The organism is Rhizobium sp. YTUHZ045 (genome assembly GCF_051124255.1).
Lineage (GTDB): Bacteria > Pseudomonadota > Alphaproteobacteria > Rhizobiales > Rhizobiaceae > Rhizobium.
The window spans coordinates 147350-168312 of the sequence record NZ_CP101434.1 but is presented as its reverse complement, the minus strand read 5'-3'; the positions used below and the strand labels follow the sequence as shown (position 1 = coordinate 168312).

Here is a 20963-nt window from a genome sequence, read left to right as displayed (position 1 = left end):
TTCGCTCCTCTTTCAGCGGATGCGATAGAATTTGGAATCGAACGACCATTTGCCCTGGACGCCGGTCTCGTCGTCGCCGACGATCCTGAGGCTGCGGGCGAGGTCGTAGACATAGTTGAAGGCGGCGCGCTGGCCGACGAGCGGTGTCGGCACGTCAGGCAGGTCGAGCACTTCGATCGGCTTGTCGCTGAGGATGGCCACGACCATGCCGACGCCGGCCGGCCCCTCGACCACATATTCGAAGCCGATATAAGGATTGCGGGCATCGGGCACGACCACCGGCCGTGCCGGATCGAGCCTGTTGTCGCCGCCCTTGGCCGTCGGTTTCAGGCCCATCGAGCGCTTGTTCGGATAGAGCTGCGTCAGCTTGCCGGCGGCGTCGATATCGACGAGGATCAGATAGCCTGATTTCTTGGTGGAGACGCGCATCGCCACCTTGTCGCCGATGCTGACCGAGGTGCCGGGCAGCACGTCGACGGCAACACCCGCCTCATTGTCGGTCTTCAACGTGTTTTCGACGGCGGCGACTGGCGTCTTTGCCTCCTCGCCGGTGATGACGTCGCGGCCGAGGGCATCCGGCAGGCCGTAGAATTGCGGCACCGGCGTGAAGCGGCAATCCTCGGAATGCGCCCGGCAATATTCGTCCGATTTGCGCCTGACATAATCGAGCAGGGCGGCGTTGCTGACGTCAGGCTTGTCGGAAGCGCGCGCCACCCCTTCCTGCACGCCTTCGATGAAGCGGCGGGTGAAGACCCCGAGCGGCGGCTTGGCCTCAGTATCGACCAGCGCCCATTGGCCTGCGTTGACGGCCGACCAGACCATCGCCGTTTCGCCGCCGAAGGAGAACTTGGCTTCCTTGCCGGAGCGGTTCGGCGGCTGCAGCGACGCCAAAGCCGGGCCGAGGCAGCGCACCGTACCGCCGGCGGGTGCGGCCACCGCACTGCGGCTGCCGGGACCGACATGGCAGGCATCGATCAGCAGCGTGACACGGCGGTCCTTGAGGCTGTTCAGCCGGGCGGCGATTTCGGTCTCGCGGATCTGGTTGGTGACGGTCACCTTGGCTCCCTCGCGCACCAGCTTGGCATCGGCGGCAACCAGCGTCGGGCTCGTCGTCGCCTCGGCGCCCATTTCCTCGGAGCCCTGGCCGCTGAAATAGAGGAAGACGCGGCTGCCGGCTTGCGACTGGCGCACCAGCCAATCGTCGATTTCGGCAAGGATCGCCGCGCGGCTGGCCTTGCGGTTGGTGAGCGTATGGATCTGTTCGGGACGGTAGCCGACCGTCTTGACAAGGAAGAGCTGCATCGCCTTCACATCGTCGACTGAGCCCGTCAGCTTCGCCTCGCGCATCTCATAATCGTCGATGCCGATCAGAAGCGCGCGGTCGCCGGGAGAACGCACGGTGATCGGCAGCTCGGCAGCCGGCGCCTGAACCTCTGGCTGGTTGCCCTCGGGCGAAGCGGCTGGCGGAGTCTCCGTCGTTATCGCAGGCGCCTTCGTGGCGTCGGGCGGCGTCGTGATCGTAAGGTTGGCCTCGAGCTCATCGGCCGGCGCCTGTTTTTGCGTCGTTCCGCCCGCCGGGTCGCTCGCCGCAGGACGGCGCTTGGTGCCGATCGCCGCCACCTGGTCGCCGGCGGAAGCGCCTGAGGCGTCGGGCGCATTCGGCACGTCGCCATCGGTCTTCTCGGCGATCCAGTCGCGGAAAGCGGCGACGCGGGTGTAGACGCCGTAATGTTCGGCCTCGGCGCAGCCGGCGCCCCAGCTGACGATGCCGAGCTGGATCCAGCGCTTGTCGGGGCGCTGCGCGACCAGCGGTCCGCCACTGTCACCCTGGCAGGCGTCCTTGCCGCCCTCGGCATAACCGGCGCAGACATTGCGCTCGTCGATCGGGTTCATGCGCATCGAGCTTTCGCGGTAGGCGGCGCGGCAATCCTCGCGCGAGACGAGCGGCAGCTCAACCTCCTGCAGTTCGGTCGGCAGGTATTTGTCATCCCAGCCGTGATCGGCCTTTGTGTAGCCCCAGCCGGTGACGACGGCGGTGTGGCCGGGGCTTTCGACGGCCTCGTCCGAGGCCGAGGCGAGGATTGCCGGTTTCGAAACGGCGGGTTCGGCGAGCTTGATGAGGGCGATGTCGTTGGCGAAGACCTTGCGGTCGAAATCCTCGTGGATGATCACGTCTTCGACGGAGAGGCCAGGTTTGTCAGGCCCGTCGATGGAGATCACCTTGTCGACCTTCTGCTTTCCCTCGACGATTAGGAGGTCGCGGGCGAAGAGATCCTGCTTGCCGGAACGGCCGCTGGTGACGCAATGGGCGGCGGTCAGTATCCAGCGCGAGGAGATCAGCGAGCCGCCGCAATGGCCGCCGAAGCGGCCGCGCTGCTCGGGATCGGGCGCCAGGATCTTCACCTGCCAGGGCCATTCGCCTTTCTTTGCCGCCTGGCCGCCGATCACCCGCCCGCCATCCTCGCCGGCAAAATCCGTGTCCTGCTGCGCCAGGGCGGGAGTGGCCAGAAGCAGAAGGACGGCCGCAATGTTGAGGACCCTGCTGATCGACGTGCTCATAGCCTGGCTCCGGCGGAGGTATAGAGGACCGTAAATCCGAGGCGCGCGCCCTCGGGCAGAAGCTCGCCGAGATGTCTGGCGATGTTGCCGGCGGTGCGGCGCCTGTCGTTCTGTTTCAGGAACTCGACCAGACCAGGCATCGGCTGATCGGCGGTGACGGCGACGAGCAAGTCTGTGCCGAAGGGGGCGACGACGGAAAGGTCGAGATCGAAGGTTGCGGACATGTCGGCATCGGCTTCCCTGTCGCCGGGATAGAGGAACTGCACGGTGCCATCGCCGGTGACGTCGAACAGCACAAGCTTGCGCCCGGCAAGATCGGAAACCGTGACGCCGACGCGCTCGCCGTCGCGATGGACCTTGTCGGAGGGTGTCACCCGCACGGTCTGCGGGTTGATCTCCGACAGCCGCTTCAGCGTGTCGAGCGCGGCCATCCGGTCGACGACGAAGGGCATGTCACCGGCACCGACTTCGGAGGCGACGACATCGCCGCCGGCGATCGCCTCGCGTTTTTGCGGATCGAAGACGAGTTCGGCATGGGCGCTATCCGTCAAGTTGAACGGCGTGACGGCCGGATCGATACCCTGCAGTACCGGCTCGGAACCGAGGGCGGCGACGGTGATCGGGGCTGGCTCGGGCGGCGGTGGCGGCACGTTCGATGTCTGCGCTTCCGCCGGGCCTGCAGTGTCATAGGCATAGACGACGGCGTGGTCGAGATCCGCCCCGGGCGAGCTTTGCGTGAAGATGTTCTGCCGCTGGTCGGTGAACTGATAGACCGACTGGCGCACATATTCGAACAGCTCGCGGCGGGTCACGGCGCCATCGGCGTTGCGGTCGGCCGCGCCTTCGAAGGCGCGAGCGGTGGCATAGCTCAGCGCCCCGCGCTTCTCAGCAATGCCGGGAATCGAGATCTCCGGCGATTTGGTGTTGTCGTCGACGGCGGCCAGGAAGGTCAGCCGCTTGTAATCGAAGCCGGTGGAGAGCGCATCTGATGTCGTCGAAATAGGCGCGAGGTCATCCTCCTCGATCGTATAGGACGGCGCCTGGCGCCAGGTGATCTCGGCGCCGCGCGGATCGACGTTGCGGGTCATGCCGCCGGCATGGCAGGTATCGGCGATGAACAGCACCTCGGCGCCTTTTTGCTCCAGCTTGTGGATCAGCACCTTGAATTCGTCGCCGAAGATGCGCTCGCGCGATCCCGGCAGCCTCGTATCGAAGCCGGCCAGCACATAGACCTCGTCGCGGCCGCTCGGTTTGGAGCCCTTGACGCGCTCCGGCTCGCTCGATCCATGGCCGGCAATGCCGAGCACGACGAGATCGCCCTCGCCTGCCCTTTCCGTGACGGCGCCGATCGCATCGAAGATGCCCTGGCGATCGGCCGCGCCGTTCTTCAAGAGCGTCACGTCCTTAACGCCGAGCGAGCGCAGCGACAGGGAAAGATCCTCGGCATCGGCGACGGCGCCGTGCAGCGGCGGAACATTGCGATAGAGATCGATGCCGATCAGAACGGCTCTGACCGTGCCGCGCTCGGGAGCTTCGATCGTCCTGGCAAGGCCATCGGTGCCCGCCAGGGCAAGAAGGGCGAGTGCGGCGGCCATGGGAGCGAATGTGGACATGGCCGGTTCCCCTTCGCCCCCTCTATTCGCGGCGCCATTCGACGCGGCGGTTGAGCGCGTCGATATCGTCTTCGGTGAGGTTGGCGGTGGCGGTCACGTCCACCGGCTCGGATGCGCCGCGGCCTTCGGCATCGATCGTGGCGTCGATGCCGTGGTTCTTGAGGAAATCGGCAACGGCCTGGGCGCGGCGCTCGGAGAGCTTCTGATTATAATCGTCGCCGCCCTTGCGATCGGTATGACCGATGAGGATGACGCGGCCGGGCTTCTGCTCCTTCAGCGCTTCCAGCAATTCCTCAGCGGCTTCGGTGCCGATCGAGGTGAAGGTCGACTTGTCGAAATCGAAGGTGATCGGCACCGGGATGGAGACCGGCACGATGCCGCGCACATTTTCCGAATAGATGCCGCCGAGCACGCCGCTGCGGTGATCCTTCTCGGCCGGCACGAAGCTGCCCTGCGGATTGTCACTGGTCGGGTTGGCGGCAAGAATCCGGGCCTGGGCGGCGCGCTGGATGAGATCGGAGATCGTATCGGCCGGCGGCGCCTTCGGCGTGCGGGTCTCGTTCTTGATGATTTCGATCGCCTGCTGGTAATCGGCGGCGGCATCGGCAAAGCGGCGGGCGGAGAAATAGATCTCGCCGAGCGTGGCGGAGGCCTGCCAGAGCACCTGCGGGCTGTCGGCGGCGACGAGCAGCGGCTCATACTCGGCGATCGGCTTGTCGGCAGCCATCATTTCCTGGGCGGCGGCGAGCCTGAGGGCCGCGACGCGGCGCTGGGCGTTCACCTGAAACTGGCCGCATTCGGCGCTGACGGCGATGGCATCGGCCTCGGAAGCGGCAGCGGTGATGTCCTTGGCGGCAACGGCGGTGTTCAGCTTGTCGAGCAGGGCGTTGCAGGCCGGCGTATCGGCATTGGCAACCTCGATCTCCTCTCCGGCCTGGCCGGGTTCGGCCGAACGGCCGAAGCTCAACGGCGGCATCTTGATGCTGAAACCGCCGGGAAGCTTGAATTGCGGCATCTTGATCTGCGGCATCGGCAGCTTCGGCATATTGGTCTGGGCAGACTGGGCCGGCTGCTTGTACGGCTGCTGATATTGGCTCGGTTGTTTATATTGGTTGGGGCGGGTGGAGGCGGTGGTGTCGGCGGGGCCGATCAGCTGCAGCTCGTCGGCGGCGAGCTCCTGGCCGGGGGCCAGATTGGTGACGATCTTGTATTTCTTCGGCGGCTGTGTGGTCGCCTGTTCGACGGGTTTGGGCGCCGGCTTCGGCTTTTCGATCACCTCAGGCTTTTTGGCGACATCGGGTTTGACGGCCGGTTTCGGTTTGGGAGCGGCCGGCGGTTTCGGTGCAACGGGCGGCTTTGCCGCCTGTTCGACCGGCGCGGGTTTTGCGGTGGGAACGGCGGCGACGGGGGGCACCGCGGAGGGCGGCAGGGCCGCCGTGCTGTCGACGGTGGTCAGCGTCAGCGTCTTGCTGCTGATCTTGGTGCCGAGGCTGCGGGCTTCTTCGAGGCTGCGGGAGACGGCATCCATGCCGCCGTCGATCGAGCGGAACATGCCGCTGCCGCTGCTGCCGAGATCGGCGAAGATCGTCAGCGGCTTGGAGGAATAGAAGACCTTGATCTGTTCCTGCCCGACCGGGCCGGACACCTGCAGCCTGGCGCCGCTTGCCGGATCCGGCACCTGCACGCGCTTGCCGGCGGCAACGAGGGCATCGGTCTGATACTTGTTCGGGAAGAGCTTGGTGACGGAGCCGTTCGGCGAGACGTTCAGCACCGTAACATAGGCGTTCTCAGTCGACTGGATGAAGAGGCCGACGACTTCGCCGATGGCATATTTCGCCTCGGCGCGGTCGAAGGTGATGCTGACGGGCCCGCTCTGAGCCGGCGCTTCCGTCAGCGTGCGTTCGTTCTGCGCCCCGACCTCGGGGATCGGCGAAAAAAGCGAAAGGCATGTGGCTGCGGCTAGGATGGCTTTGCGGCTGAGCATCGGAACCTCCCCCTTCGAACAATCTCACACTGTGCTGAAGATGAGAATAGCACTGACCGGCGAAATTGGGATGGCTTTGGCTGTCTTGCTTGAGGGAGGGTTACAAATTATTTGGAGCCGGGAAGATTGTGCGAAGGCAAGGCGCGAGCAAGACTCGCAGCCGGCAATATCCGGCGTCCGTTTATAGTCAGACCGGACTAAAGCAAGGTGGTTAGTTCTTCGGCTTCTGGCCGGCGGATTTCAGAATCGAGATCAGGTCGCTCATTCCCTCCGGCGAGGAATTGTAGAGCCAGAGAATATCCGGATTGTCCGATGTGAATTCCTTGCCGGAGCCCGAGCCCATGTCGCGGCCGGGCGAGGTCGTCTCCGGCGGCTTGCCCTGGCCGGGCGTCAGCCCCTCGGCGCGTTCATGGTCGGCGATGATAGCAACGGCGGCGGCAAAGGCCTTTTCATCGTGCTGGCGCAGCGCCGCAAGCGTCGGGTTTCGCGCCGCCAGCGCATCCTCGACCGGCCCGGCAAACCCGAGGCCTGGCGTCGCAAGCGTCAGAGCCAGACCGATCGACAAGCTTATGAGCCGGGATTTCTTCATCGTCGTCACATCCGTCCAAGGGGGCGCCATCGCGCGACTAAACAACAATAGGGAGAGGCCGGATGGAAGGCAACGGCGCTCGGCGCCAATCGATTGGGAGGGGTGAAATCGGCTGGAGAGAGGTCAGAGGATCTTCAGCTGCTGCAGGCTGAGCCGGAGATTGCGCAGCATCTCGCCGAAGATTTCCTCAATCCTGCCGGTCGACCAGACCACCATCGTGCCATAAGGCGAGCGCTTGCGCTGCATGAAGCCGGCTGTCTCGAAATCGATCAGCGTCTTGCGGCAGGTCTCGCTCGACATGACGGCGACCAGGAAACGGGCGAGATTGGACTGGTCGATGGCGCCTGATTTTTCCGCCCAGTTCTGGATCAGCCGCGGCTTGGTATCGGCGGTGAACATCGAGGCGAGCGCGCGCTCCTGCGAAAGGCCGAGGCGCTGCAGCTTGGCCGGATCGCGGGTGAGCGACACCACGTAATCATTGTGCAGATCGGCGAAGCGCTCGATATCGTCGGCCGTGTTGATGCCGAAGACCTTCATCGAATAGAGAAATTCGGCCATCAGATAGGTGGGCTCCGAGCGCAACTGCGCCAGATGTTTCTCATCCTTGCTCGCCGAGGCGGCGCAGACGCGATCGGAAAATCCTATCCTTGCCGCGCGCACCTGCTCCAGCAGGCTGACATCGAGCGCCAGTTCGTCACCGTTCCAGTCCAGCATAGGCTTCCCTGCCAGTAAAACTTCAAGACGATAAACTTGTACTATTGCCGACGCCGATCTCCAAATCGTTTGGAAAGCAACGCCTTGCTGACGAGCCGCTTCTATCCTAACATTTTAAGGACTTGGGGCATGATGCCGAAAGTTGTGAACGTTTTTCCGACGGCATCATTCTCTCGCTCTCTAATTGTGAACAGGCTTCAGATTGAGGCCCCCATGGCCAAAATGATCCTGTTTCGGGGTTCACGGCAATGCGTAGTTTCAGCTCGCATATTCTGATGGCCGCAGCGATCGCAATCGCCTGGCCTGTCCTCGCCAAAGACACTGTGATGATCGAGCTTCCGGGCGGCGACGGCGCCCGTTCGGTCGGCATCATCTCCGCCAATGAGGAGGTCGAGGCGTCCGGGCCGGCGGCGATCACCGTCGGCGACGACGGCACCGTCTACATCCTCGACCAGAACAATGGCCGCGTGCTCGCCGTCGACGGCGAACGCTCGCAGGCCGATCCCGAGATCCTGCCGCTGCCGGAGAATACGGCGCCGGAGGATCTGGCCGTCGTCCATAACGAACTCTACCTCTGGTCGGACGGGATCGTGCCGCTCGAGCGCGCCACCGGCGCCGATGGCCGCTCGCAGACCCTGCGCGCCATCGACGGCGGCGATGCCGACGATTATACCCGCTCGGTCTTCGCCTCGATGGGTTCGGTGCCGCCCGGCCCGCTGAACAGCATCATCGACGAGATCGGTCGCAGCACCAGCCGGCCGCAAGCCCGCCCGCCGGTGGTCCAATACGTGCCGAGCCGCGGGCTCGGCGATATCGTTGCAGAAGTCTCGGCGGCAAACGACAAGGCGGAGATCCTGCTGCGGCGCGCGAGCTCGGAGGAGAATTTCCTCTCGCTTCAGCTCACCGGGGAAAACCGCATCGGCACCGTCGAACTGCTCGACATCGACACCACGGGCAGACCCTATGCGCTGGTCGAACTCGTGCCCGCCGACCGGCCGGAACGGACCGGCATGCTGGTGGTGCGCTTCACGCCAAACGGCGTGCTGGAGCGCATCTACGATCTGCCGATCGAACCCGGCACGGTTTTTTCCAGGCGCTTCGTGGCGATCGGCCCGCGCGGCGACGTGCTGTTTCTGCGCTCTGGGGAAAGCCGGGCGCAGGTGCTGAAACTCGAGGGGCGCGAGCCGGGCCGCAAGCTTGCCGTCGCCAGGCCGGCGAAGCCAGCAATTGCGGCCAAACCCGGAAAGGGACCTAAGGTCGCCATCCTGCCGAAATCGCGCGGCGACGTCATCGAGCGGGCGATCGGCTTCGAGACGCTGAGCTGGCTGGTGACGCCGGCGGCCTATGGCAAGGACCCGGGGCCGGCTTGCGTCAACATGAACCGCCTGCGCCGGCCATTCTACCTGTTCGGCAAACGCGGCCAGACGGTGAAGGGCGTGCCCTATTGCTGGGGCTGCAAGACGCCGCTCGAGGACTTCACCGAGGGTGTCGTCGACGGCCAGACGGCCGGCAATGTCTGCACCAAGAGCGCGCCGCAAACCAATATTCTCGGCGTAGACTGCTCCGGCTTCGTCAGCGAAGCCTGGGGGCTGAAGATGCATGTCTCGACGCGGGCGATCCCGAGCATTACGAGGCGGCTTTCCGATCCCTGGTCGCTGCAGCCGGGCGACGCGCTGAACCGGCCAGGTTCGCATGTGATGCTGTTCATGCGCTTCACCGAGGACCGCAAGGTGGAGGTGATGGAGGCGACGCCGAATGCCTGCAAGGGCCGCGTCTGCCGCAACACCTATTCACTCGGAATCCTGCTGCTGCGCGGCTACCAGCCGGTGCGCTTCAAGGGGCTGGATGGTTGAGGCGGAGATCAGGGCGCTGATCTTGAGGCCAGGCGCAACAAGCGTCGCGCCTGGCACGGGTGTTTGGATCAGATTGCCATGAACCTCTTAGAAAACAAAATCCGGAAGTCTGATCGATGGCTGCGTCTTTGCAGCGTCCACCGAAAGTGCTGCGACTGCCGCGGCTGCCGCCGGTGAAGCCAGCGAATGCTCATCGGGTATCGAAATTATTCTGATGTCGAGCTTGGCGTAGTCCACCGTGTAGTATCCGGTTGCACCCTGATGCACGGCATCCGGCCTGATCAGCAGAAGATCCTGCGCCATCGTGCCGACAAAGAGCGGCCCGCCCCAGATGTAGCGGAAGGCATAGATCGGGATGCCGGCAGGGGACGTGCCGAGGCGACGAATATCCGTCTTCAGACGGCGATCCGAATTCCACCCGCCGGTGGGACCGCCCCCAGGATCGCTGCCGCCGGAGTCACTGCCGGAACTATCACTGCTGGAGCCGCCGCCCATTCCGGACGAGCTGCCTGAGCCGCTGGAGCTCCTGTCCGATCGAGCGAAAGTCGACTCCTGGTCGTTACTTTTTGCGACGACCCTTTTCACGGTCGGCGTCTTTTTGCGGGCCGGCTGCGCGGGCTCCTCGGTGGCGAAGAGCGTCCTACCGCCCGGGTCGAAGATACAGCCCTGCAGCACGACGCCGGAGCCTGAAATGAAGGTCGAGCAGAGCAGTACACGGATGAAGACTTTACTGGTCATGTCAGGCGCCCCCGGATCACCGTTTAAAAAAGATCATATCGCGGATTTCGCTTTGCCCAGGTCGCCTTCGCAAGAAGCGTCAGCTTCTCGTTCAGCGACTTCGTCTTCGGCAGAGCCTTCAGTTCCTGTGCAGTCAATTCGGCCGAAAACGCTTCTGCGGCCTTCTTTTTGGCAGGCTCCGCCAAGGATGCGAGCTCCTTGTCGGACTGCTTTTTAGGATCGCCGGTTCCGGGGCGGTTGAGCGCGCTTGCAAGAGCGAAGTAGTGAGCGGCGGTCACCAGGCTGTCGGCATCCGAACCGTCGGCCTTGGCCATTTTGGCCCGTTCGAACGCGCTCCAATAATCGCCGCGCTCGGCGCCCATTTCCAGCCAGGAGAGGGCTGCAGCCTCGTCCTTAGGTACCCCCAACCCGTCTCTGTACATAATGCCGATGTTGCGCGGCGCATAAGGCTGGCCGCCATCCGCTGCCTTTTTGAAAAGCTCCAGCGCCTTCTCGAGGTCCTGCGGCACGCCTTTGCCGGCGCGATAGATCATCCCGAGGCTGTTCATCGAATAGATGTCGTCTCTCTTGAGACCTGACTCGTAAAAGCGAATGCCGCGTTCCATATCGGCTGGGACGTTGACGCCGTTCGAGAAGATGTAGCCCAGTTCGTTCATTGCATAGGTGTGGCCGAGGTCGGCTGCCTGGAGCATAAGCTTCAGGCCTTCCTCGGTGTCGGCTTTCACACCGCGTCCATAAAACAAGCTTTTGCCATAGGCATAGAGCGCGTAGGGATCCCCCTTCTTCGCGCCGATCGCGGCGATCTCGCTCGATTTGCCGAGATTTGCCGGGACGGAGGCTCCGACGAGATAGAGCGAAGCGAGTTCGGAAATCGCCCTGATATGGCCGGCATCCATCGCCTTCTTGATCGTCGCAAAGGCCGTCTTGGCGTCGCGGTTGGCAAGCTGGGCGCGGCCGAGCTGATAGACGAAGCGGGCAATCCCGGGATAGGCCTTCACCGCATCATCGCAGGCAGGTAGCGCGACGGCCGGATCGATTTCGTTCGGCAGCTTGCCCGCGGTCACGCCCTGCAGATCGAGGGGGGCGGCGGCTGCGCTATCGCAGGCGTCGAGCGTCGGTTTGAAGGTGACGGTGGCGGCCGGCAGGTCGTCATTGGCGGCCTGCAGCGTCAGGGCGAAAGGCTGGTTTTCGGTGCCGATCTGTGGCTCGTAGGAAAGTGCCGGAATATCGGCGGCTTCAAGCACGTGGCCGGGGCCGATCACCCGGTCGCCGGCACGCAGTGTCCCCTTGTCGGGCAGGGCCGCGACCTTGAAGGTCATCTCCGCGGCCGATGCCGGTACTTCAGGCAGACGGGCTTCGACGGGACCGACGCCGATCGTCGTGTCGACGTCGCGCGGCAGCGATTTCAGATAGGCGCCGGCATCGGCAAGCCGCGCCTGCTTCTCCTGTTCGAGTTGGGCGAGCTTGGCGCCGGCATCGGCCGAGACGGTGATGGCGACGACGCCCTGCGTCGCCTGGCCATAGGGATCGCTGACCGTATAGCCGATCAGGCCGACCGTTCCGGCGGCAACGCCCGATGAATCATAGCTCAGCGCCGTCAGCGCCGCGGCCGGCATCTTGGCGCCCTGCTCCACCGGCTTGCCGTCGAAAATGAGCTTGCCGGTCTGGGGAAGCTGGTTCAGCGTAACGAGCAGCGCCGAGCCGGTTTCGTCATGCGGCGGGGCGATCGGCAGCTTGGTCGCGGCCGCCCCCTCCGGCACGCTCACCTGCTGCATCGGTTCGACGCTCGGCGGCGGCGGGGCCGGGATGAAATAAAAGCTGTCCATCAGCGAGGAATTTTCCCAAGGGACCTGCTTGCCATTGGTCATGGCGATCACGTCGCGGCGCACATCGGTCAGGACCTGGCGGATTTCCTTGTTCGGCTCGCTGGCGCGCTTGATGAAGGATTCGGAATAGGGGCTGAGCGCCCCCTCGCCGTCGAGCGCCACCTGGCCCGGCTCCGTCGAGAAGGCAATCAGGCTGCCGAGATCGCTGTCGATGCGGGCTAGACCGCGCGTCGCGCCGACCGGTTCCAGCTTTTCCGCCATCCAGAATTTCTGCGTATTGAACGGGTTGTTGCGGCAAGCATCGAGAAAGATCAGCTGCACGCGCGAATTCTGCTTGAGATGATTCAGGATGAGGTCGAGCGGCATGGTCTGCGTCTCGACGTCATAGGGCGTTTCCAGCGTGGCATCGACCGGCACGATGAAATTCTGGCCGCCGACCTGGATGCCGTGGCCGGAATAATAGATGAGACCGGCCTCCGCATTATGGGTCGAGCGCAGGAAGCTGCGCACCGTGTTTTCAAGCCCGATGCGATCGACATTGATGCCGATCGTCACGTCGAACCCGGCCCTGCGCAGAGTGTTTGCAACTTCCTGGACATCGTTTGCGGGATTGGGCAATGAGGGCAGCGTCTTATAAACGGAGTTGCCGACGATTAATGCGACCCGCCGGCCATCCTGATCACCGGATGCGGCGGCAGCGGGTTGTTCAAACCCGAGAAAGATCAATGCTGTCAGGAAGATCAGCAGTATAGCCGCAAAGCGGTTCTTTCCGTGAAACTCGGGCATAGCTCCACCGCAGATAGTACTGGTTGGATGATTTATTGACCGACCGAATAAAAGTATTCCTGCGACTGTAAAAAAGCAAGTTTGGTTACTTCCAAGGCAATTGGAGGGCTTCCAACAAATGTATCGTTAAGGGTCCGTAGCCACGTGCGGGCGCGAATGTGCCGGTCAATCGAAAGGACGAGGTCGATCGGATGCTTCGCTGATCACTGCTCAAAAATTTAGCAAATGCCGCAAAGTGTACACAGTAACAGGCAACCAAGGAACGGGCGCTAGAAAAATCAAAGGGTTATAAGCTGGCACACCTCTTGCAGAGAATGCGCTGAGTTGGTGGCTAGGGTTCCGGCGCTTTTCTGAAGCGCGGCTGGTCCGAGAGCCACCACCGGCGGAGGAGAAATCCCGCCGGGTGCACGGCGGGACAAAAGCCCGGGAGACCTCGTAAGCCAAGGGATTGGTGGCACGATGGTCTTTGCCGATCCCTTTTGAAGAAAAGCAGAAGGGGAATTTCAATGCAGACTTTTTCGAAGATTGTTTCGACCACAGCGCTGGCGGTATCGCTGATGCTTGGGCCTGCTTCCGTCGCAGAGGCAGAACAGAAGAGCGAATTCAAGGTGGCCTGGTCCATCTATGTCGGCTGGATGCCCTGGGGCTACGCGGCCGACCACGGCATCGTCAAGAAATGGGCCGACAAATACGGCATCAAGATCGAGGTCACCCAGTTCAACGACTATGTGGAATCGATGAACCAGTACACGGCCGGCGCCTTCGATGCCGTGACGCTGACCAACATGGATGGCCTGTCGATCCCGGCCGCCGGTGGCGTCGATACGACAGCCGTGATCGTCGGCGACTTTTCGAACGGCAATGACGCCGTGATCCTGAAGGACAAGTCGAGCCTTGCCGATATCAAGGGCCAGAACGTCAACCTCGTCGAGTTCTCGGTCTCGCACTATCTGCTCGCCCGCGCGCTCGAAAGCATCAAGCTGGCGGAGCGCGACGTGAAGGTCGTCAACACATCGGATGCCGACATGGTCGCCGCCTACAAGACACCTGATGTCACAGCCGTCGTCACCTGGAATCCGCTGGTTTCCACCATCCTCGAAGATCCCTCGGCCAAGAAGGTTTTCGACAGCTCGCAAGTGCCGGGCGAAATCATCGACTTGATGGTCGCCAATAGCAGCGTGCTGAAAGACAATCCGAACTTCGGTAAGGCGCTTGCCGGCATCTGGTATGAGACGGCAGCTCTGCTGCGGGCAGACAGCACCGAAGGCAAGGCCGCCCGCGAGGCCATGGGCTCGGCGTCGGGCACCGATCTCGCCGGCTTCGAAGCCCAGCTTGCCGCCACCAAGCTCTTCGACAAGCCGGCCGATGCCGTTGCCTTCACCGCTTCGCCCAATCTGCCGAAGACCATGGATCTGGTGCGCAACTTCCTCTTCGAGAAGGGACTGCTCGGCAATGGCGCGCCATCCGCCGACGTTATCGGCATCGAAATGCCTGATGGCAAGGTGCTGGGCGATGCTGGCAACGTGAAGCTGCGCTTCACCGAGGCCTATATGAAGGCCGCCGCCGACGGTTCGCTCTGATCGCAACGGGGGCGCGATCTGCCCGCGCTTCCTCCCCTTCATCAGCGGAGCATTTCCCATGCGTTGGATCAACACGAGGCCGAGCCGGGGCGCCCAGTTCGCCTTGACGATGCTGCCCTTCGTGCTGCTCGCCCTTGCCTATGCCTTCGGCTCGGCCGCGCGACTGACTGATAATGCCAATGACAAGCTTCTGCCGAGCCTTGCCGGATTTGCCGACGCGATCAACCGTCTGGCCTTCGTCGCCGACTCGCGTACCGGTGAATTTCTGCTCTGGTCGGACACGGGCGCGAGCCTCATTCGCCTGCTCTCCGGCCTCGGCCTTTCGACTGCGGTGGCGCTCGTTATCGGCATGCTGATCGGCATGCTGCCCTATCTCAGGGCGCTGCTCGCTCCTTTCATCGCCGTCATTTCCATGGTGCCGCCGCTGGCGCTGCTGCCGATCCTCTTCATCGTCATGGGACTTGGCGAGACGTCGAAGATCGCCCTCATCGTCATCGGCGTCGCGCCGACGATGATCCGCGATCTGGCGCTGAAGGCGCTGGAATTGCCGCGCGAACAGATCGTCAAGGCCGAGACGCTCGGCGGCTCCTCCTGGCAGATCGGACTGCGTGTCGTGCTGCCGCAAATCCTGCCGCGGCTGATCACCTGCCTCAGACTGCAGCTCGGCCCGGCCTGGCTGTTCCTGATCGCAGCCGAGGCGATCTCGTCGGATTCAGGCCTCGGCTACCGCATCTTCCTCGTCCGCCGCTACCTGTCGATGGATATCATCTTCCCCTATGTCGTCTGGATTACCCTGCTTGCCGTGGTCATGAACGCCCTGCTCGATCGCCTGCGCATCGCCGTCTTCCCCTGGTCGGAGCTGGAGAAGCAGGCATGAGCGAGTTGAAGATCGAAAGGGTCTGGAAGGAATATGGCGACCAGATCGTGCTCGAAAATGTGTCCCTGACCGTCGCCTCGCGTGCCTTCGTCGCCCTTGTCGGACCCTCCGGCTGCGGCAAGACCACCTTCCTGCGGATGCTGCTCGGACAGGAGCAGCCGACAAAGGGCAAGATCCTGCTCGACGGCGAGCCTCTGCCGCCGGAGCCCGGTCCGGACCGTGGCGTCGTCTTCCAGCGCTATTCCGTCTTTCCGCACCTGACGGTGCTCGGCAATGTGCTGCTCGGCAAGGAATTTTCCGCTGCGCGCCACAAGGCCAAGCTTTTCGGCGCGGCACGCCGCAATGCGATCGAAGAAGCGCGCCAGTTGATTGCCGAGGTCGGGCTCGCCGGTTCGGAGAACAAATATCCGGCTCAGCTTTCCGGCGGCATGCAGCAGCGCCTGGCGCTCGCCCAGGCGCTCATCATGAAGCCGAAGGTGCTGCTGCTCGATGAACCCTTCGGCGCGCTCGATCCCGGTATTCGCGCCGAAATCCACACGCTGATGAAGCGACTCTGGCATGAAACGCAGATGACCGTCGTCATGGTTACCCATGACATGCGCGAGGCCTTCACGCTCGCAAGCCGCGTCGTCGCCTTCGAACGCCGCCGCGACCGGCCGGAGGAGAAGGAGCGTTACGGCGCCACCATCACCAAGGATATTGCCATCTGGCCGCCGCGCCTTGCCGGGCAGCCATCGATCTTCAGCCCCGACCGGGACGGCCCGGTCGCTTCCCTGGGGCGCAGCCGGGACGACCTGGCACCATCAGGAGAGACGCTATGATGCATGTGAGACGCTCGCCCGAAGAAATTGCCGCCAATCGCGCGCGTTACGAGGAGCACCAGAAAAAGGGGCTGGAATTTGCGCCCAAGGCCCTGCCCGGTCCAAGCCCGCTGCCGGCACCGGCCATCGAAGCCGCCGCGATCATCCATCAGGAGACCATCCCCGGAGGCTGGTACTGGTCGACAAAACTCTTGCGTGACGAGGCGATCCGCATCGACCAGGGCGAGGGCAATTCCACCGTGGCGCTCATCGCCTGGAATGCCGAGGATGCGAGCGAGCGGATCAATCTCGTCGACACCGCCAAGATCCAGTGGACGACGGCGCTCGGCAAAGGGCGTGTGATCTTTTCCGACATGGGCCGCGTCATGTTCTCGATAATCGAGGACAGTTCCGGCGCCCATGACTGCCTGATGGGCGGCTCGACGGCGGCGTCGAACGCCGCGAAATATCCCGGCGAAAAAACGCGCAACACCCGCGACAACCTGATCCTCATCGCCGTCAAGCTCGGCCTCGACAGGCGCGATATACCCGGCATCCTCAACCTCTTCGCACCCGTCCGCCTGGCCGAGGCCGGTGGTTTCGGCTGGCAGGGCAAGCGCTCTAACACCGGCGATTACGTCGAACTGCGCGCCGAGATGGACATGCTGGTCGGCTTTTCCACCTGCCCGCATCCGCTCGATTCCGATTCAACCTATCAGCCGAAGCCCGTCGTCATCACCCGCTACAAGGCGGCAGTCCCGGCTGCCGATGATCTTTGCCGCGCGGCAACGGCCGAAGCCGTGCGCGGTTTCGAGAACAACGCCCTGATGCAGGCCTGAGGAGAAGACGATGTCCGATTTCATCCAGACCTCTCCTGCCCGTACTGTTCAGAATGCTGTGCAGGATCATTTCATTCCGGCCGAAGCCCCATGGTCTGGCGTCGTGCGCAAGGGCCAGACCATCCGCATCGAGGACAGTCTTGGCCAGCAGGCGATCGACACGCTCTTCTATCGTGCCGACGATTTCGCCGAGCGCTATTCCAATCAGGATACGATGCGCATGCAGGGCGCTGCCTATATCGGCATCGGCACGAAGATCATATCGAATGAAGGCAATGTTATGCTGACCATGACGGCTGACAGCTGCGGCCGCCATGACACGTCTGCCGGCGCCTGTTCCTGCGAGAGCAATACGGTGCGCTTCGGCCATGGCACGAAATACCTGCATGCCTGCCGCGACAACTTCGTCCTCGAGGTCAGCAAACACGGCATGGGCAAGCGCGACATCGTGCCCAACATCAATTTCTTCATGAACGTGCCGATCAAGCCGAATGGCGAGATGACCATCGTCGACGGTATTTCGGCGCCTGGCGACTATGTCGAACTCGTCGCGGAAATGGACGTGCTCTGCGTCATCTCCAATTGCCCGCAGATCAACAACCCCTGTAACGGCTTCGATCCGACGCCGATCCGGGTGCTGATCTGGGACGGCGAGGACTGAGCATGTTCAAGAAAGTCCTGATCGCCAACCGGGGCGAAATCGCCGTGCGGGTTATCAAGACGCTGCGACGGATGGGCATTGCCTCCGTCGCGGTCTATTCCGATGCCGACCGCTTCGCCAAGCCCGCTATGATGGCGGATGAGGCGATCCGTCTCGGGCCGGCGCCGGCCAGCGAAAGCTATTTGAATGTCGACGCCGTCATTGCCGCCTGCAAGGCGACGGGGGCCGAGGCAGTGCATCCGGGCTACGGCTTCCTGTCGGAAAATATCGGTTTTGCCGAGCGCCTTGCCGCCGAAGGCATCACCTTCATCGGCCCCCGGCCCGAGCACCTCTCTGCCTTTGGCCTGAAGCATACGGCCCGCGAACTCGCCAATGCGAGCGGCGTGCCGCTGTTGCCCGGCACGAGCCTGCTTTCGAGCGCCGATGAAGCGCTCGCTGCGGCCGAAGAAACCGGCTATCCCGTGATGCTGAAAAGCACGGCCGGCGGCGGCGGCATCGGCATGCAGCTCTGTGCCGATGCCGAAAGCCTGAAGGCGTCCTTCGAAAGCGTGCAGCGTACGGCGCGGGCAAGCTTCGGCGATGCACGCGTCTATATCGAGCGTTTCGTGGCCGAGGCACGGCATGTCGAAGTGCAGATCTTCGGCAACGGCCAAGGCAAGGTCATCGCGCTCGGCGAGCGCGATTGCTCGCTGCAGCGGCGGAACCAGAAGGTGGTCGAGGAGACCCCGGCCCCCGGACTTTCGGCCGCGACCCGCGCCCGCCTGCATAAGTCGGCCGTCGATCTTGGTGCCGTGGTCTCCTACGAGTCCGCCGGCACCGTGGAATTCATCTACGATCCCCAGCGCGATGAATTCTACTTCCTTGAGGTCAACACCCGCCTGCAGGTCGAACATCCCGTCACCGAAGCTGTGTTCGGCATCGATCTCGTCGAATGGATGATCCGTCAGGCGGCCGGCGAGGACGTGCTCTCGGGCGCCGAGGCCCCGCAGCCGAAGGGAGCGGCGATTGAAGTGCGTGTCTATGCCGAGATGCCGCATGCAGATTTCCGCCCGAGCGCCGGCCTGCTGACGGAGGTGTCCTTCCCGCAAGATGGGCGCATCGACGGCTGGATCGAGACCGGCACGGAGGTCACGCCCTTCTACGATCCGATGCTCGCCAAGGTGATCGTGTCAGCCGAGGACCGAACGGCGGCGATCGAAAAGCTGAAGGCGGCACTTGGCGAAACATCGATATCGGGCATCGAAACCAATCTCGACTATCTCAGGGCCATCGCCAGCTCCGAGCTTCTGGCGAGCGGCAAGGTGGCGACGACGGCGCTACGTGATTTTTCCTTCGTCCCCGATGTCATCGAGGTGATTGCGCCGGGCGCGCAATCGAGCATTCAGGAACTGCCGGGCCGGCTTGGCCTCTGGCATGTCGGCGTGCCGCCGAGCGGTCCGATGGATGAGCGTTCCTTCCGCCACGCCAACCGTCTCGTCGGCAATGGCGACAAGGTCGCAGCCCTGGAGCTGACGGTTTCCGGCCCGATGCTGAAATTCCATACCGATACGACGGTTGCCCTTGCCGGCGCCAGGATGGCGATGAGCATCGACGGCGTGAATCTGCCGCATGGCAAGGCGGTGACCATCCGCGCCGGCCAGGTCCTCGCAATCGGCAGCATCGATGGACCGGGGCAGCGGGCTTACCTTGCCGTAGGAGGCGGCTTTGCCGCCCCCGTCGTGCTCGGCTCGCGTGCCACTTTCGGTCTCGGCCAGTTCGGCGGCAATGCCACCGGCACGCTGAAAACCGGGCATGTGCTACATCTTGCCCGCCAGGCGGCCACCGAGGCGCCTAAGCCGGCAACAGAGCCTGCGGAATTGACGAGCGAATGGGACGTCGGCATCGTCTATGGTCCGCATGGCGCGCCCGATTTCTTCCAGGACGGCGATATCGAGACGCTGTTTTCGACGAGTTACGAGGTGCATTTCAACAGCGCCCGCACCGGCGTGCGCCTGATCGGCCCCGCACCGAAATGGGCGCGCAGCGATGGCGGCGAGGCTGGCCTCCATCCCTCCAACCTGCATGACAATGCCTATGCAATCGGGGCGATCGATTTCACCGGCGACATGCCGATCATTCTGGGGCCTGACGGCCCGAGCCTCGGCGGCTTCGTCTGCCCGGCGGTCATCGCCCGAGACGAACAATGGAAGATGGGCCAGTTCAAGCCGGGTGATCGCATCCGCTTTCATCCCGTCGCCCGGTCCGAAGATCCCATCGCCGGTCCGGCGGTGCATCGGGCGAAACAGGATGCCGGTTCGCCTATCGTTGGTAAACGTGACAGCGGGCCCGTTTCCGTCGTTTATCGCCGCCAGGGCGATGACAACCTGTTGGTCGAATACGGGCCGATGACGCTCGATATCGCCCTGCGGCTGAGGGTGCATCTGCTCATGCAGGCCGTCTCGCAGGCCCGTCTGCCCGGCATCGTCGATCTCACGCCCGGCATTCGCTCGCTGCAGATCCATTATGACGGCACGACGGTGACCCGCAATCGCCTGCTCGGCCTGCTGGCCGAAATCGAAGCGAGCCTGCCGGCGGCCCAGGACGTCACCGTGCCGAGCCGCATCGTGCATCTGCCGCTTTCCTGGAACGACCCGGACGCGGAACTTGCGATGCGCAAATATCAGGAACTCGTGCGGCCGAATGCGCCTTGGTGCCCTGACAACATCGAGTTCATCCGCCGCATCAACGGGCTGGCAGACGAACAGGCCGTGCGCGACGTCGTCTTCGATGCGAGCTACCTCGTGCTCGGCCTCGGCGACGTCTATCTCGGCGCACCGGTGGCGACCCCGGTCGATCCGCGCCATCGGCTGGTAACGACGAAGTACAATCCCGCCCGCACCTGGACGCCTGAAAATGCCGTCGGCATCGGCGGGGCCTATATGTGCATCTACGGCATGGAAGGACCCGGCGGCTACCAACTCTTCGGGCGCACCATCCAAGTTTGGAATACCTGGCGCCAGACGCCGGTCTTTGCCAAGGGCAAGCCGTGGCTGCTCGACTTTTTCGATCAGATCCGTTTCTTCCCGGTCACCCATCAGGAATTGGCGGAAGCCCGCAGCGCCTTTCCGCATGGCGGTTATCCCGTCAAGATCGAGGAGACGGAATTTTCCTACGCCGCCTATGAGCAGGAATTGCAGGCGAATGCCGCCTCGATCGCGACCTTCAAGGCACGCCAGCAGGCCGCCTTCGACGCCGAACGCCAGCGGTGGAAGGAGGCGGGTCTCGACAGCTTCGTTACCGACGAAGGCACCGGCGAAAGCCCGGATGGGGACATTCCCCAAGGCTGCTTCGGCGTTGCAAGCGCCGTGCCCGGCAATATCTGGAAACTGCTGGTCGAGCCGGGCGCACCGGTTGCGGCCGGCGACACGCTTGCCATCATCGAATCCATGAAAATGGAAATCAACGTCACCGCACATGCGCCAGGCCGTGTCCGCGATCTGCGCGCCGGGCCCGGACGAAACGTCAAAGCGGGCGATATCATTGTTGTTCTGGAGGAGTGCTGACC

General features: G+C 63.4%; 14 protein-coding genes and 1 riboswitch. Of the genes, 7 read left to right on the top strand and 7 right to left on the bottom strand.

Translation table 11 applies throughout. The annotated features are described in order from the left end of the window. Window positions 1-12: 12 nt before the first annotated feature. The 5 genes from NMA58_RS27880 to NMA58_RS27860 form a co-directional block, all read right to left on the bottom strand. Window positions 13-2559, bottom strand: coding sequence for a trypsin-like serine protease (locus tag NMA58_RS27880; protein WP_434714773.1), 2547 nt, complete (start codon window positions 2557-2559; stop codon window positions 13-15). Further along, window positions 2556-4172: a caspase family protein gene (locus NMA58_RS27875; RefSeq protein ID WP_434714771.1), complete on the bottom strand. Its 1617-nt coding sequence runs from the start codon at window positions 4170-4172 to the stop codon at window positions 2556-2558. The genes NMA58_RS27880 and NMA58_RS27875 overlap by 4 nt, the downstream gene beginning before the upstream one ends. A 22-nt stretch (window positions 4173-4194) precedes the next feature. Further along, window positions 4195-6156 (bottom strand): DUF4384 domain-containing protein, encoded by a 1962-nt coding sequence (locus NMA58_RS27870; RefSeq protein WP_434714769.1) that lies wholly within the window; start codon window positions 6154-6156, stop codon window positions 4195-4197. 211 nt (window positions 6157-6367) lie between these two features. Next, a complete protein-coding gene (locus NMA58_RS27865) occupies window positions 6368-6745 on the bottom strand; it encodes a hypothetical protein (RefSeq protein ID WP_434714767.1) in 378 nt (125 codons plus the stop codon). A 123-nt stretch (window positions 6746-6868) separates the two neighbouring features. Beyond that, window positions 6869-7459 carry a hypothetical protein gene (locus tag NMA58_RS27860; protein WP_183704618.1) on the bottom strand — a complete coding sequence of 197 codons (591 nt, stop codon included), beginning with the start codon at window positions 7457-7459 and terminating at the stop codon, window positions 6869-6871. Between the two features lie 248 nt (window positions 7460-7707). Between NMA58_RS27860 and NMA58_RS27855 the strand changes: the two genes are divergently transcribed. After that, window positions 7708-9312, top strand: a complete 1605-nt coding sequence (locus tag NMA58_RS27855; RefSeq protein WP_434714765.1) for a hypothetical protein — start codon at window positions 7708-7710, stop codon at window positions 9310-9312. Window positions 9313-9399: 87 nt separating this feature from the next. On the opposite strand, the gene NMA58_RS27850 is transcribed toward NMA58_RS27855, so the two are convergent. Both NMA58_RS27850 and NMA58_RS27845 read right to left on the bottom strand, forming a co-directional pair. Then, complete coding sequence (locus NMA58_RS27850; RefSeq protein ID WP_434714763.1) at window positions 9400-10050, bottom strand: tail fiber domain-containing protein; 651 nt, start codon at window positions 10048-10050, stop codon at window positions 9400-9402. Between the two features lie 23 nt (window positions 10051-10073). Next, entirely contained in the window at window positions 10074-12662 is a 2589-nt protein-coding gene (locus NMA58_RS27845) for a caspase family protein (RefSeq protein ID WP_434714761.1), read from the bottom strand. Between the two features lie 320 nt (window positions 12663-12982). Beyond that, a riboswitch (guanidine-I (ykkC/yxkD leader) is annotated at window positions 12983-13094 on the top strand. Between the two features lie 74 nt (window positions 13095-13168). Here NMA58_RS27845 and NMA58_RS27840 point away from each other — a divergent pair. Genes NMA58_RS27840 through uca form a run of 6 tightly spaced genes read left to right on the top strand, consistent with a single transcriptional unit; the run spans window position 13169 to window position 20961 of the window. Then, a complete protein-coding gene (locus tag NMA58_RS27840) occupies window positions 13169-14242 on the top strand; it encodes a putative urea ABC transporter substrate-binding protein (RefSeq protein ID WP_434714759.1) in 1074 nt (357 codons plus the stop codon). A 58-nt stretch (window positions 14243-14300) separates the two neighbouring features. Further along, on the top strand, window positions 14301-15119 hold the full coding sequence (locus tag NMA58_RS27835) for an ABC transporter permease (protein WP_434714757.1): 819 nt from the start codon (window positions 14301-14303) through the stop codon (window positions 15117-15119). After that, entirely contained in the window at window positions 15116-15940 is an 825-nt protein-coding gene (locus tag NMA58_RS27830; protein WP_434714756.1) for an ABC transporter ATP-binding protein, read from the top strand. The genes NMA58_RS27835 and NMA58_RS27830 overlap by 4 nt, the downstream gene beginning before the upstream one ends. After that, on the top strand, window positions 15937-16758 hold the full coding sequence (locus NMA58_RS27825) for an urea amidolyase associated protein UAAP1 (RefSeq protein WP_434714755.1): 822 nt from the start codon (window positions 15937-15939) through the stop codon (window positions 16756-16758). The genes NMA58_RS27830 and NMA58_RS27825 overlap by 4 nt, the downstream gene beginning before the upstream one ends. A gap of 10 nt (window positions 16759-16768) precedes the next feature. Then, window positions 16769-17419 (top strand): urea amidolyase associated protein UAAP2, encoded by a 651-nt coding sequence (locus tag NMA58_RS27820; RefSeq protein ID WP_085780962.1) that lies wholly within the window; start codon window positions 16769-16771, stop codon window positions 17417-17419. Between the two features lie 2 nt (window positions 17420-17421). Next, a complete protein-coding gene (gene uca / locus NMA58_RS27815; RefSeq protein WP_434714753.1) occupies window positions 17422-20961 on the top strand; it encodes an urea carboxylase in 3540 nt (1179 codons plus the stop codon). Window positions 20962-20963 lie beyond the last annotated feature (2 nt).